Here is a 13,809-nt window from a genome sequence, read left to right on the forward strand (position 1 = left end):
CAGAAGACTCTACTTCAGCGCCAGGATATAGCGAGCCATTTCCTGCGTGTCCTTTTCGGAGAGGGCGGGGTGGGGTGTCATCGGGATTTCTCCCCAGTTGCCTTTGCCACCGGTGATGATTTTCTTGGCCAGCATGTTCACGTTGGCAACCGTGTTGGGGTATTTCTTGGCAACGTCCTGATAAGCAGGACCAATCAGCTTCTCGTTTTCGCGGTGGCAGCTGGCGCAGTCAGAGGCGGCAATCAGCTTGGCCCCGGTTTCCGACGGGGTGCCCACGGGCGTCGTGCCGATTTTGGTGGCGTTGGTGTCCACCTGCGGCTGCCGGGCTACGGCGCTGAGGTTGGAGTTCGTAACGCTGTCCTGGGGTGGCTCGGTTGCTTCAGCCAGAGTGTATTCTTCTTTCGCCTTTTTGGTATCGGAGTCGGAGCCACAGGAGAAGAGCAGGGGCCCGCACAGCAGGAAAAGAAACGCCTTTTTCATGGAAGGTGGTAATTAAAGACCGAGGATCTTCTGGTTAAGGGATTGGTCGATGCCGGAAGCGGCAAAATCGTCGAAGGCCTTATCGGTGACGTGAATGATGTGGTTCTGAATGAATGGGGCACCTTCGCGGGCACCGTCTTCGGGATGTTTGAGGGCGCATTCCCACTCCAGCACAGCCCAGCCAGGGTAGTCGTACTGCGCCATTTTGCTGAAAATGGCCTTGAAATCAACCTGCCCATCCCCGAGGGAGCGGAAGCGGCCGGCGCGATTCACCCAGTCTTGGTAGCCGCCGTACACGCCCTGCCGCCCGCTGGGGTTGAACTCAGCATCCTTGACGTGAAACGCCCGAATCCGCTCGTGGTAGATGTCGATGTACTCCAGGTAATCCAGGCACTGCAGCACGAAGTGCGAGGGGTCGTAAAGCAGGCAAGCGCGCGGATGGTCGTTCACTTCCGTCAGGAACCGCTCGTAGCTGATGCCATCGTGCAGGTCTTCGCCAGCGTGGATTTCGTAGCACACATCTACCCCACAAGCATCAAACTCATCCAGAATAGGCCGCCAGCGCCGGCCTAGCTCGGCAAAACCATCATCAACCAGCCCAGCAGGGCGCTGGGGCCACGGATACATGTAGGGCCACAGCAACGCCCCGCTGAACGTGGCGTGTGCTGTGAGACCCAGTCGCCGCGAGGCCTTAGCGGCATACGTAAGTTGCTGCACCGCCCATTGCTGGCGAGCAACGGGGTTGCCGCGTACGGCTTCGGGCGCAAACCCATCAAACAGTTGGTCATACACCGGATTCACGGCCACCAACTGTCCCTGCAAATGCGTCGACAGCTCGGTGATTTCCAGGCCAGCGGCCTGCACTTTGCCTTTCAGCTCGTCGGCGTAGGTTTGGCTTTCGGCGGCTAGTTTGAGGTCGATGAAGCGGCTGTCAGTGGTAGGCAGCTGCACGCCTTTGTAGCCTTGGCTGCTAGCCCAGGCGCAGATGCTTTCCAGGTTGTTGAAGGGGGCTTGGTCGCCGATGAACTGCGCCAGAAAAATGCCCGGTCCTTTGATGGTTTTCATACGCTTTTACACGGTGAATTTGGTCCACTTCCGCTCAGACTGGCCCGAGGCAATAACGTTTTCAATGAAAGCCATGCCCCGCAATCCTTCCTCGATGCTTGGGTAATCCTGGGCTTCGGGTGGAGCCGATGGGCCGCCCTGCTCCGCCAATAATGTCAGGGCGAAGTTGCGGTAGAGGTTGGCGAAGGCCTCCAGGTAACCCTCGGGGTGGCCTGGTGGGATGCGGCTGTTGTGGCGGGCGGCGGCGCTGAGGTAGGCTGCGCCCGTACGGCGCACTTCGGCGGGGCGGTCCAGCCATTTCACCAGCAGCGTGTTGGCGTCGGCCTGCTGCCAGTCGAGGCCGCCTTTCTCGCCATAGATGCGCAGGCGCAGGTTGTTTTCCTCGCCGGCCGCCACCTGAGTAGCTACCAGTACGCCACTAGCTGCGTCGCCGAGCTTGAGTAGCACAGCCCCGTCGTCATCGAGGCGACGGTTGGGCACTACGGTGTTGATGTCGGCGCATAGTTCCGTTACGTGCAGGCCGCTCACATATTCGAGCAGGTTGAAAGCGTGGGTGCCAATGTCGCCCATGGCACCGGCTATGCCGCTACGGGCGGGGTCGGTGCGCCAGGCAGCCTGCTTGTTCTCGCCGCTTTCCTCGGGCGTACTCAACCAGCCCTGCGGATACTCCACGTACACTTTGCGCACTGTACCCAGCGCCCCAGAAGCTACCAGATGGCGGGCCTCCTTAAGGATGGGGTAACCGGTGTAGGTATGCGTCAGGCACAGCTTGCGGCCAGTGGATTTCAGCACGTCGGCCAGTTCCTGCGCTTCGGCCAACGAAAACGTCATCGGCTTGTCCAGCACAACATCGAAGCCATGTTCCAAAGCCAGCTTGGCGGGCGCGAAGTGCAAGTGGTTGGGCGTCACAATGCTGATAACCTGGACCCGCTCATTTGCCGGCCGCTGAGCTTCTTGCTCCACCAGCTCTTGGTAGGACGCATACACTCGGTCGGGGGCTAAGCCAAGCTCTTGGCCGGTGGCCCGGGAAGTGTCGGGGTTGCTGCTGAAGGCACCGGCTACCAGTTCGTATAGGCCATCCAGGGAGGCCGCTATGCGGTGCACCGCTCCAATGAAGGAGCCCTGCCCCCCACCAATCATGCCCAATCGTAATTTCATGCGGTACGTGTTGTGGTTATTCAGCCCTTTTAGACAGCTGTCAGCTGCTGGCTATTAGCTTTTCTACTTCGTTTCTACAGAAGTGGTTCAATAGCCAGCAGCCTTCGCAGGAGGCTAAGTGGTAGCCCAGGCACGGTCGCCTTTCTTATACGGTACATCGCCGTCGTATTTGCCGGGTACGGGGTTATAGCGGAGGGCCTTGGTGGCGCCCGGCTCGGAGGTGAAAAAGCCGAGTAGCGTCAGCTCCTTGAACATGCGGAAGTAGTGGTTGGGCTGCTCCAGTGTTTTGGTTTTGCTGTACTGCTTCTGCTCGGCGTCGAGGGCGGTAAGCAACTTGGTACGCTGGGCGGCGTCCAAGGACAGGAAGTCTTTGCCGCCTTGCTTTTTGGCTGCCTCATCGAGTTTGGTGAGGCCTTCAATAAAGATTTTCTGGTCCTTGGGCGTGTAGCAGTCGCGCACCATCACGGCCATAAAGCTGCCTACATCGGCAGCCTTAGCGCCGGGCGTTTTAGTGGCGGGCAGAATCGTTTCGCCCACCTCGTTCATAAAGCTGATTTGCTTGGCGTCCAGTACTTCAGCCAGCTTAGGTGGGGCCTTATCTGCCGATTTTGTTTTGGCGGTTTCCTTTTTGTTGTCGGTATCGGTGGTGCAGCCGCTCAGCAGATAGTCGCCGCTGATGAGGGCACCGCCCATGATGAGGGCCACCCGGGCCATTGCGTCTCTTCTATTCATGGTCGGCAAGGTTAGATGTTTTGCTTTTTCATTTCGCTCACGGCATGATCCACGGCGCGGGCCGTGAGGGCCATATAAGTGAGCGAAGGATTCTGGCAAGCGGCTGAAGTCATGGCCGCACCATCGGTTACGTACACGTTCGGGGCGTCCCACACTTGGTTGTGCTTGTTGAGCACCGAGGTTTTGGGGTCGCGGCCCATGCGAGCGGTGCCCATTTCATGAATACCGCCACCCAACACGTAGCCGTTGTTGTAGGTCTTCACGTTTTCGAGGCCGGCTTTTTCCAGCATCTCCTTGGCATCTTCCATCATGTCGATGCGCATTTTCTGCTCGTTTTCGCGGATGGTAGCATCCATTACCAGAATTGGCAGGCCCCACTTGTCCTTGTCGGTTTTCGAGAGGTAAGTGCGATTGTCGTGGTAGGGTAGGGTTTCGCCGAAGCCGGTGATGCCCATCGTCCACTTACCGGGTTCGGTCAGGGCGTCCTTGTAGTCGCCGCCGATGCTCATTTCGGCAATGTCGCGGCTCCAGCCTTCGCGGCCGGCGCTGCCCTGGTAGCCGAAGCCCCGGATGTAGTCGCGCTTGTCGCCGAACAGGTTGCGGTAGCGCGGAATGTAGATGCCGTTGGCACGGCGGCCGTACACGTATTTGTCTTCGTAGCCCGGCATGTCGCCGTGTGCACCCGCCCGAAAGTGGTGGTCCATTAGGTTGTGGCCTAGTTCGCCGCTGCTGCTGCCCAGGCCCTCGGGCCACACGTCGGTAGCCGAGTTCATCAACACCCACGCTGAGTTGAGCGCCGAGGCGTTCAGGAAAATCACCTTGGCGAAGTACTCGTAGGTTTGGTTGGTTTCCGCGTCCAGCACTTCCACGCCCTTGGCACGCTTGGTGTCCTTGTCGTAGAGGATTTTGGTAACGATGGAAAACGGCCGCAACGTAAGGTTGCCGGTAGCAACGGCCGCCGGCAGTGTAGCCGACTGCGTGCTGAAGTACGCCCCAAATGGGCAGCCCAGCCAGCATTTGTTGCGGTACTGGCAGTTCACGCGGTTGTTATGCGGCTGGGTGATATTGGCCGTCCGCCCGATAATCATGCGGCGGTGCTCGTAGTTTTTCTTGATGCGGGCCGCCACGTCCTTCTCCACCACGTTCATTTCCATAGGTGGCATAAAATCGCCATCGGGCAGCTGAGGCAGGTTCTCACGCGAGCCACTGATACCAGCAAACTTCTCTACGCGGCTGTACCACGGAGCTAGGTCCTCGTAGCGAATTGGCCAGTCCACGGCAATACCGTCCTTGGCGTTGGCCGTGAAGTCGTAGTCGCTCAAGCGGTACGACTGGCGGCCCCACATCAGGGAGCGGCCACCCACGTGGTAGCCCCGGAACCAGTCGAAGGGCTTGTCTTCCTTATAAGGGCTTTCCTTTTCATTGACCCAGTAATCCAGGTTGCTCTCATTCAGCGTGTAGTCGCGCCCGAGCACCGGATAGTCCTTGATCATCTGCTGCGTTTTGCCGCCCCGGTGAGGTAACTCCCACGGGTTTTTGTTGGCATTCACGTAGTCTTTGACGTGTTCTATGTTGCGGCCCCGCTCCAGCATAATGGTCTTCAGGCCTTTCTCGGTCAGCTCTTTAGCCGCCATGCCGCCCGAAATGCCGGAGCCAATGACGATGGCGTCATACGTGTTCTTTTCCATGAAATACGGTGGGATTAGGAAAGATAGGGTAGGGCCGTGGTGCCAGCAGGCTATACCAACGTCCGCTTGATATGCGTGATGCTCTTCTGGATGCTGTCGAAAGGGGAGCCGGGCGTTTGGTCTTGCTCCACGAAGAAGTACTTCATGCCTGAGAGCTTGCTCTGCGCGAAAATGCGTTTGAAGTCAATGGAGCCATTGCCGACTTCAGTGAAGTTACGGGCGGGCGTTTTGTCCATATCCTTGACATGCCACAGCGGGAAGCGGCCGGGGTGCTTCTTGAACAGCTCCACTGGGTCTTGGCCGGCTTTGGTGGCCCAATACAGGTCTAGCTCCATCTTTACCAGTTCCTTGTCGGTGGTTAGCAGCAGGTCGTAAGGCATTTTGCCATCCTGCGCCATAAACTCGAAGTCGTGGTTGTGGTAGCAAAGCTGAATGCCAGCCTTCTTGCACCGCTCACCGGCCTTGTTGAGTTGGTCAGCTACGTACTTATAGTGGTCGAGGCCACCCCGCTCGGATTCCGAGAGGTAGGCGCACACCATGTATTTCACGCCCACTTGCGCGGCATCGTCCACGGCTTTGTCCCAACCGTGCAGCATGGTGCCTTCCGTGGCTTTGCCTTCGTATAGTTCTTCGCCCAGCCGATAATGGCTGCTTGGCATGGTCAGGCCTGTCTTTTTCAGTTCCTTAGCAAAGGCCGCGGGTGCCATGCCGTAGAACAAACCGCTACCGGTGTAGGTAGCTCCTTCCACCGTAGTATAGCCCATCTTAGCTACGCGAACCAGTGTGCCCATGGGGTCTTTCTGCATGGCGTCGCGCAGGGTGTAGAGCTGCAAGCCAATATCCGTTTGGCCTTTGGCGAAGAGAGCAGGCGAGGTCAGTACCCCCGCAGAAAAAAGAGCGGCGGACTTGGCAAAGGAACGGCGGGAGGTCATAAGGCGGAAAGGGTGGAAGAGAGAGAAGTTGTGCTGTAAGTGGCAGTAGGCTGTAGCAGGCAGTTGTAGCCTGTTTTAAAAGCCCTTACAATCAAGAAGACAACTTAAAATGTGTGTGGATGCAGCAGTTGAGTTACCCAAGGTATCGTTGCTTGCTCTGCCAATGCAAGCTTTTTCTTAGTTATTGTTGTGATTTAACCTTGTGGTGAGTGGGTACTTATACACCTAGCGCACACATGAGTACTGAGTATTCTTAGCTCATAATCAGTTGCTTGTATCGGACTGCTTGATGAAGCGACTCACCTAAAAAACAACTATCACTAGGGCGAAGAGCCGAACGTTTTATTTCCGGAAGATGCCAAGCACTAATCTGGGGTATAAATAATGCAGAGGCTTCTATATAGTGCTACTCTTTTGCCTAGTACCAGCAGTAGCAGCCAGCCATAGGCTAACTGCTACTGTCAGGTAGTTCAAGTAAGCTACAATTAGTAGCCAGGATTCTGAGTGATGTTCCGGTTAATATCTACCTGATTTTTCGGCACTGGGTAAACCAAATACTTTGGGTCACTCAGGGGCTTGTCTTTGCGAGCTAGCAGAAACTTGCCGAACCGAACCATATCCTGCCGCCGCCACGACTCGCCGTATAGCTCCCGGCCCCGCTCATCGAGCAGTACGTCCAGCGTGAGGTTGGTCAGGGCGCTGGCACCGCGCGAAGGATGAGTGCGTACCGAGTTAACAATAGCCAACGGGGTAGCGCCGTACGTGCCGGCGCTGGTGGCCGTGCCACCGCGCAGAATAGCTTCGGCTTTCATCAGAAGCACATCGGCTAGCCGGAAGGTCACGTGGTCATTTTCGCACCCGTTACCACCTTTGCCTTCGCTCACATAGTCAACCGGATATTTGTTGGGCCGAATGCCTTTGGCTTCGAGGTCGGAACCGGTTTCGGAGAGGTTGATATCCCTGGTGAAAGACAATGGAGCACCGCCACGGGTAGTGAGCGGAGCATCAGTAAGGAGATTGTACTGCTGGCCAGCCAGGAAGCCCACGTTGATGCGGCGGCCGGGGTTAGCGGGGCCGCCACTGATATCGTACGCCACTCCCCGGCGCTTGTCGGTTGCTTCAAACAAGTCGTAGAACCCAGCAGTGGTAGCCGGGCCATTGTAGCCGTCTACAGGCCGCATGTTGTAGTGCGAAATAAACTTCCAGAAGTCGCGCGTGGGGCCGCTGTTGCCGAACGTGTTTTCCTGCGTGAAGATGTTTTCCCGGCCAATTGCACCGTTGTTGGGCGCAAAGTTGTCGAAGTAGTTGGTGGTGAATGAGTACTTGTTGCTATTGATAATCTGGTCGGCCAGTGCAATTACTTGGTTCATGTCGGCCGCCGCGAAGGTGGGCGACTGCCGGTTGGCGTACACTCCTTTGTTGAGGTAGCACTTCATCAGCAGCACCCGAGCGGCATCCTTGGTAGCTTTACTAACGGGAGCGTCGGGCAGGTTATTCTGAATGGCGGTAAGCTCACTCACAATGTAGTTGAGCGCCTCAGAGCCTTGGCGCACTTTGGCGGGCTCGTTCAGCGGCTCGCCTGGCTCCCGGTACAGCACTTGGTCGTAAAGGTCGAGGAGGAGGTACGTGGCCCAGGCCCGCAGAAACCGGGATTCAGCTTGCTGCTGCTGCGTGGGGTCGAAGCGCAACAGGTCAGTGGAAGCGAAGATGATACCTTCCAGCTGGTTGAACGTGTCGCGTACCCGCTCGTTGTTGGGGTCCCAGGTGTGGTTGAATAGGGCCCGCCACTTGCCGTTGTCGTCCCAGTCTGGCCCGCGGGTGGGCATAATGCGCGCGTCAGTTGATACTTCTTCGAGGGCAAATACACTCACGCAGCCTTGAATAGGGTCGCGCTGGGCGTTGTATACCCCCTGGAGCAGGGCCGCCGGGTCGCCGCGCGGAATTTGGTCTAGGGAGAGCTGACCTTGCAATGTTTCATCAACATCACAGCTAGTAGCACCTTGCAACAAAGTCAGCAACGTAATGGCACTGGCAATCTTAGCGTATTTCATGGTGGGAATAAGTTAGAGATTACAGGTTGAAGTTGACACCAAGCGTGAAGGTGCGGGCGCTAGGGTAGGGCAGGTAGTCAATCCCAACCGAAGGCACCTGGTTGGCACTGCGCTTCACCGTGTTGATTTCCGGATCAAACCCATCGTATTTGGTAATCACAAACAGGTTCTGACCTGTGATGTACACGCGGGCCCCTTTCACAACGCTACCCACATTGCCGAAGGCGTAGGCTAGCGTCAAGTTCGACATTTTCAGGTAGTTGCCTTTCTCAAGGTAGCGCGTAGTAGCTGCCGCCGGGTTGCCAATCGACTCCTTAATGGGGTTCTCGAAGGTGGAGAGGGCAATGTTTTTGCCAGCCCCAATCTGCCCCACGTTGCCTACTGCATTAAGCGTGTTGTTGTAGATGTACTGACCGAATACGCCGGTCATGTTGGCAACCAACGAAAGTTTGCCGTAGCGGGCATTGGCGCTCAAACCCAGCAGCGTACGGGGGTTAGGACTGCCGGCATAAACGAGGTTTGCCAGGTCTACTGGGTTCGACAGGCCCTGTTCATTCAGGCCGTTGTAGCGAGGCAGGAAGAAGGCGTTCAGTGGATAACCGCTGCGGATAAGCTGCGAGGTAGACCCCGACAACCCCTGCCCGTTGATAGCGCCGGTTATAATGTCGGCTCCAACTAGGTCTTTCACTTCGTTGCGGATGAAAGTGGCGTTGGCGTTAAAGCCGACCTCCACCTTATCGTTGCGCACGAGTGTGGTGCCCAACGACATTTCCACCCCTTTGTTCACAATTTTACCGTCGAGGTTGTCCCAGAAGATGGCCTGTACCTGCGGCGCGGGCTGGCCCGGCACAGTTGGGAACAGGATGTCGCTGGTGGTTTTATTGAAATAGTCCGCGGTGAAGGTGAGGCGGTTCTCAAACGCTCCAATGTCGATGCCCACGTTGAACTGGCGGTCGGCCTGCCATTTCAAGTTCTCGTTACGGCTGTTAAGCGGGATCTGTGCTCCGTTGTCGCGAATCTCGAAGCGGTCCTGGGCGGCACCCGCCGGGAATTCCTGGTTGCCGGTGAGGCCGTAGCCGGTCCGCAGTTTGAGTTGGGTGAGCTTCTCCGCTGGGAAGAAGGACTCCTGGCTCAGGTCCCAGGCGAAGGCAAACGAAGGGAAGTAACCTACTCGCTCGTTGGCGCCGAACTTGCTGCTTTCGTCGCGGCGCAGGGTGCCGGTCAGCACGTAGCGGTCCTTGTAGTTGAAAATAGCCCGGCCAAAAAAGGATTGCAGCGCTGAACTAGGGTCCCTGAACGATGAAATGGTGCGTGAGCCGGTGGCCGAAGACTGGATGTAGTTGGTATAGTCGAGGCCAAAGTTTCCGAAGCCTCCCGTAGCCGGGTTGCCGTAGGCGCTTATGCTGGAGCCCAAGTTGATGAACTTCGTATACTCGTAGCCCACCACAGCATTCAGGTTCAGGTCGGTAGCAACGGTTTTATTGAAGTTCAGCGTGTGGACCATTTGCTGCGTGGTCAGTTCGTTGTTGCTAATGCTCGCAAAGCCCTGATTTTCAATACCGGGGTAGTTGATCAGGCGCTGGTTGATGGACGTGCGTCGCTCGCCGGAGTTATAGTTCACGCTCAGCAGCATCCGGTAATTAAGCCAGTCGGCGAACTTATACGAAGGCGCGATGCTGGCCAGTATGGTGTTCACCCGCGAGTTATCGTCGTATAGCTCTTGGGCCGCGAGGGGGTTCACCACGTCGCCGGACTGAATGAAGAGCGAGCCATCAGGGTTGCGCAATGGCTGCGTGGGGTTCCATTGCAGGGCCTGCCCAATGAGGCTGCCCCGGAAGCCGGCGTCGGTGGTGATGTTGGCCAGCTGTTCGCGGAACTGGCTGGTGGCAATGTTCACATCAACGCCCAGTTTTTTGCTTTCCAGAAATTGCAGGTTGGTGGACAGATTGGCGCTGTACTTCTTGAAACCGGTTTTGTTGACGATACCATCCTGGTCGAGGTAGCCGAGTGAGAGACGGTAACGGCCGGTTTCGCCGCCGCCGCTCATGGCTACGTTGTAGTTCTGAAGGTAGCCGGTGCGCAGAATTTCGTCTAGCGCGTCTACGTCGCCGCCTTTATCGTTGCTGGCCGGCGCTCCGTAGTAGCCAATGGCTTCCCGGTACTGGCTGGCGTTGAGAAACTCAGGCCGGCGCAGCAGCTTCGAGAAGCCACCCGATACACCCACGCTCAGCACGGGGGCGCCGGAGTTGCCTTTTTTGGTGGTAATGAGCACTACCCCATAGGCAGCACGAGAGCCGTAAATAGCGGTGGCCGAGGCATCTTTCAGTACCGTAAAGGTCTCAATATCATCGGGGTTGAGGAAGTTGAGCGGGTTACTGTCGGCACCCGCTCCCACGTCGGCTGAGGCGGCCAGACCGGGCCGTGCTGTACGGCCATCGAGGGGTACGCCGTCTACCACATAAAGTGGCTGTCCTGAGCCTGTTACGGCCGAGTTTCCTCGAATGCGGATGGTAGTCGGGCCGCCGGGCTGGCCGCTGTTGTTGCCCACTTGTACCCCCGACACACGGCCTTGCAGCAGTTGGTCCGGCGACGTGAACGTGCCCTTGTTGAAGTCCTTCTCACCAATTACGGCCACGGCACCGGTTACGTCCTGCTTGCGCGCTGTACCGTAGCCCACTACCACTACTTCGCTCAGCGACTGCGCATCCTCTTTCAGCGTCACCTGCACCGACGACTTGCCGGTGATGTTGACTTGCTGCGAGGCGTAGCCTACGTAGGAAACCGTGAGGGTGGTAGCCGTAGCCGGCACTTGCAGCTCGAAACTACCGTCGCCGCTGGTGCTGGCGCCTACGGTGGTACCCGTCACAACCACCGTCACACCAGGCAGGCCCGCCGACTGTGCATCAACCACTTTGCCTGATACCGGGCGAGTGGTTTGAGCTTGGCCCAGAGAGGGGAGCATGCTCATCACGACAATAGGAGCCAGTGCCACTTTCAGCCAATGTGGCCTGTCAGCAACGACTCTTACTGGCGAGTACTCAGTTGAAGTGTACCGTTTGTAGCTCATACAAGGAGAATGAAAAGATGGGAATGTTGAAAGGGTTCAGTAGCTGTATTGACTTCACGCAAACGATTTCGAGGTAAGCAACAAAGCGGGCTGAGCAAGAACGAAAATCAGTGCAATGGATAGAAGGGGTGGTTATTTCTACAGCAGCGGCATTACCACGGCCTGCCAGGGCTGTAGCTCGAAGGAAGAGCCACTGGGCGTGGTAGGGTAGTTGTTGAGCCAAGGCGTACCAGTCGGGACCAAGCCGGTGGGCAGGGCCCAGGTGCGCTTCTCGGAAGAGAAGTTGAGCGCCACCAGCACTTTGTCGTTGCCTTGGGTGCGAGTGTAGGCGTAGATGTGAGGATTGGCCGGGTCGAGCAGCCGGTATTGGCCGTACACCAGCACTTTGTGCTTGTCGCGCAGTTGGATGGCCCGGCGGAAGTGGTTCAGCACCGAGCTGGAGTCTTTTTCCTCCGCCGCCTGATTGATGGTGAGGTAGTTGGGGTTGATTTTCAGCCAGGGCGTGCCAGTGGTGAAGCCCGCGTTGGCGATGGCATTCCACTGAAAAGGGGTTCGGCTGTTGTCGCGCGAGAAGCGCTGGAGCTGCTTGATATAAGCGGCTTGGTTGCCGCCCTGGCTGCGCACCAGTGCGTAGCCGTTGAGTGCCGCCACGTCGCGGTAGTCGGCCATGTTGTCGAACCGGATGTTGGTCATGCCCAGCTCGTCGCCGTTGTAGCAATAGGGTGTGCCGCGCATGGTCAGCAGAAACGTGTTCAGCAGCTGCGCCGAGTAGGTGCGAAAGGCCGGCCGGTCGTCGCCGAACTTGCTCACCATCCGGGGCTGGTCGTGGTTGCCCAGGTCGAGAGCCTGCCAGCCTTTCTGGGCGAACGTGCTGTCCCATTTCGTGAAGACGCGCTTGAGTTCGGTAAGCTGATAAGTGTCAGAGCTGCTGCCTACACCGGTGCCTTCGAAGTGGTAGGTCATGTCCAATTCCTTGCGGGCGGGGTCCACGAACAGCATGGCTTCCGTGACGTTGCGGCCCGCGCCTTCGGCCACGCTCATCACGTTGTACTTGCTAAGCACCTCGCGGTTGATTTCCTGGAGGTACTCATGCAGGTGGGGGCCGTGGTTGTAGGCATTGGCGAAGTTCTGGTCATTGAGGCCCGGCATGGGCGGAAACGCGGGGTCTTTGGCCACAAACTGGAAGGCGTCCATCCGAAAACCATCGATGCCCTTGTCCAGCCAGAAGCGCATAATGTTATGCACCTCCTGGCGGAGCTTGGGATTGTTCCAGTTCAGGTCGGGCTGCTTGCGCGAGAAGATGTGCAGGTAGTAGGCCTTAGTGAGCGAATCATACTGCCAGGCGTTGCGCTTCACATCGAAAGTGCTGTAACGCGCTGGTGGCGTGCCCTTTTCGGCGGGCCACCAGTAGTAATAGTCGCGGTACGGGCTGGTGCGGGAGTTGCGCGCCTGTTTAAACCATTCGTGCTCGTCGGAGCTATGATTGACCACCAAGTCCATCACCAGCTTGATGCCGCGCTGGTGCAGGCCTTTGAGCAGTGCGTCGAAGTCCTGCATGGTGCCAAATTCCGGCATAATCTGCCGGTAATCAGATATATCGTAGCCGTTGTCGTCGTTAGGAGAGGCGTAAATTGGGTTCAGCCAAACTGTACCCACACCGATACTTTTCAAGTAATCAAGACGCGAAATAATACCTTTTAAGTCGCCTATTCCGTCGCCGTTGCTATCCTGGAAACTGCGCGGATAGAGTTGGTATACCACTGTTTCCTTCCACCAGCCGGGCTTTTTGCTGACTGCCTCGGTATCTGCGCCGGCTCCAACTGCCGTGGTGGCAGCAGTTTCCGTCTTGGTGCCCTGCTGACAGGCAGCCAGCAGTAACATCAATAACGCAGATAATAGACAATACAGGTTTTTCATACAAAGAAAAAGCGGGGAGCCACTGCTAATAGCAATTCAGCGATGCACGCATTCAAGCCTAAAAGAGAAGTATAACTGAGTACTCTACTGTGCCTTGATGAATGACTAATGGGCAATAGAAGGGCTAAACCAATCGACACTGTATCTTAGTATCGCAAACGTTTGCGAATCAGATGTAGCAAAAGAATCAGCTTACCGTTTCTTTTGGAAATCAGCATTGGCCTTATTAGAAAAAATATTAGTACATACTACAATTAAGCAACTGATTTTCAGTATTTTGTATCTAAATATATGCTGTAAAATATCAGGCTATTATTAAGTATGTAGGTGTCTTTTATTGTTCAGATTCTCTTATCAAATCACTGTTGGTTGGAGTTTCGATACAATTTTATTGAACTAGTACATTTCAGATAACCAATCATACTGGCTTCAGAACAAATGATAGAAATCAACTGAAAAACAAAATATGATATGTTCTATGGTCTCACTTACTAAAGTGATTTGCTATCCTTGCTACCCATGAGCTTGAAACAGACCAAGCTATGTTGAGCTTAACAAGAGTAAAATGGTAACTTGTGTGTTAAATAATAGTTAGTAATTGCCTACTCACTAATCCAGTTCGTGTTGTTGCTGCCTATGCCAAGAGTATTTTGGTTTTCTGGGATTTACAGCTTGCTACTGTGGATGCTGCCAACCTTGGCTTGGGGAGGGCGGACAGA

General features: G+C 56.2%; 9 protein-coding genes. All 9 read right to left on the bottom strand.

Annotated features, from left to right (window positions below; genetic code table 11):
* Positions 1 to 9: 9 nt before the first annotated feature.
* A complete protein-coding gene (locus G536_RS0123940; RefSeq protein WP_022826146.1) occupies positions 10 to 480 on the bottom strand; it encodes a c-type cytochrome in 471 nt (156 codons plus the stop codon).
* A 12-nt stretch (positions 481 to 492) separates the two neighbouring features.
* Positions 493 to 1,545, bottom strand: a complete 1,053-nt coding sequence (locus tag G536_RS0123945; protein ID WP_022826147.1) for a sugar phosphate isomerase/epimerase family protein — start codon at positions 1,543 to 1,545, stop codon at positions 493 to 495.
* 6 nt (positions 1,546 to 1,551) lie between these two features.
* The gene (locus G536_RS0123950) at positions 1,552 to 2,703 is read right to left on the bottom strand and encodes a Gfo/Idh/MocA family protein (RefSeq protein ID WP_071837809.1); all 1,152 of its coding nucleotides are present in this window, start codon (positions 2,701 to 2,703) and stop codon (positions 1,552 to 1,554) included.
* A gap of 114 nt (positions 2,704 to 2,817) precedes the next feature.
* Positions 2,818 to 3,435, bottom strand: a complete 618-nt coding sequence (locus G536_RS0123955) for a gluconate 2-dehydrogenase subunit 3 family protein (RefSeq protein WP_022826149.1) — start codon at positions 3,433 to 3,435, stop codon at positions 2,818 to 2,820.
* A gap of 11 nt (positions 3,436 to 3,446) precedes the next feature.
* Positions 3,447 to 5,123, bottom strand: coding sequence for a GMC oxidoreductase (locus G536_RS0123960; RefSeq protein WP_022826150.1), 1,677 nt, complete (start codon positions 5,121 to 5,123; stop codon positions 3,447 to 3,449).
* A gap of 50 nt (positions 5,124 to 5,173) precedes the next feature.
* Positions 5,174 to 6,055 (bottom strand): sugar phosphate isomerase/epimerase family protein, encoded by an 882-nt coding sequence (locus tag G536_RS0123965; protein ID WP_022826151.1) that lies wholly within the window; start codon positions 6,053 to 6,055, stop codon positions 5,174 to 5,176.
* Positions 6,056 to 6,540: 485 nt separating this feature from the next.
* Complete coding sequence (locus G536_RS0123970; protein ID WP_022826152.1) at positions 6,541 to 8,106, bottom strand: RagB/SusD family nutrient uptake outer membrane protein; 1,566 nt, start codon at positions 8,104 to 8,106, stop codon at positions 6,541 to 6,543.
* 19 nt (positions 8,107 to 8,125) lie between these two features.
* A complete protein-coding gene (locus tag G536_RS0123975; RefSeq protein ID WP_084708848.1) occupies positions 8,126 to 11,068 on the bottom strand; it encodes a SusC/RagA family TonB-linked outer membrane protein in 2,943 nt (980 codons plus the stop codon).
* 243 nt (positions 11,069 to 11,311) lie between these two features.
* Positions 11,312 to 13,054 (bottom strand): glycoside hydrolase family 13 protein, encoded by a 1,743-nt coding sequence (locus G536_RS0123980; protein ID WP_022826154.1) that lies wholly within the window; start codon positions 13,052 to 13,054, stop codon positions 11,312 to 11,314.
* Positions 13,055 to 13,809 lie beyond the last annotated feature (755 nt).

The sequence above is a fragment of the Hymenobacter norwichensis DSM 15439 genome (genome assembly GCF_000420705.1).
Taxonomy (GTDB): Bacteria; Bacteroidota; Bacteroidia; order Cytophagales; family Hymenobacteraceae; genus Hymenobacter; species Hymenobacter norwichensis.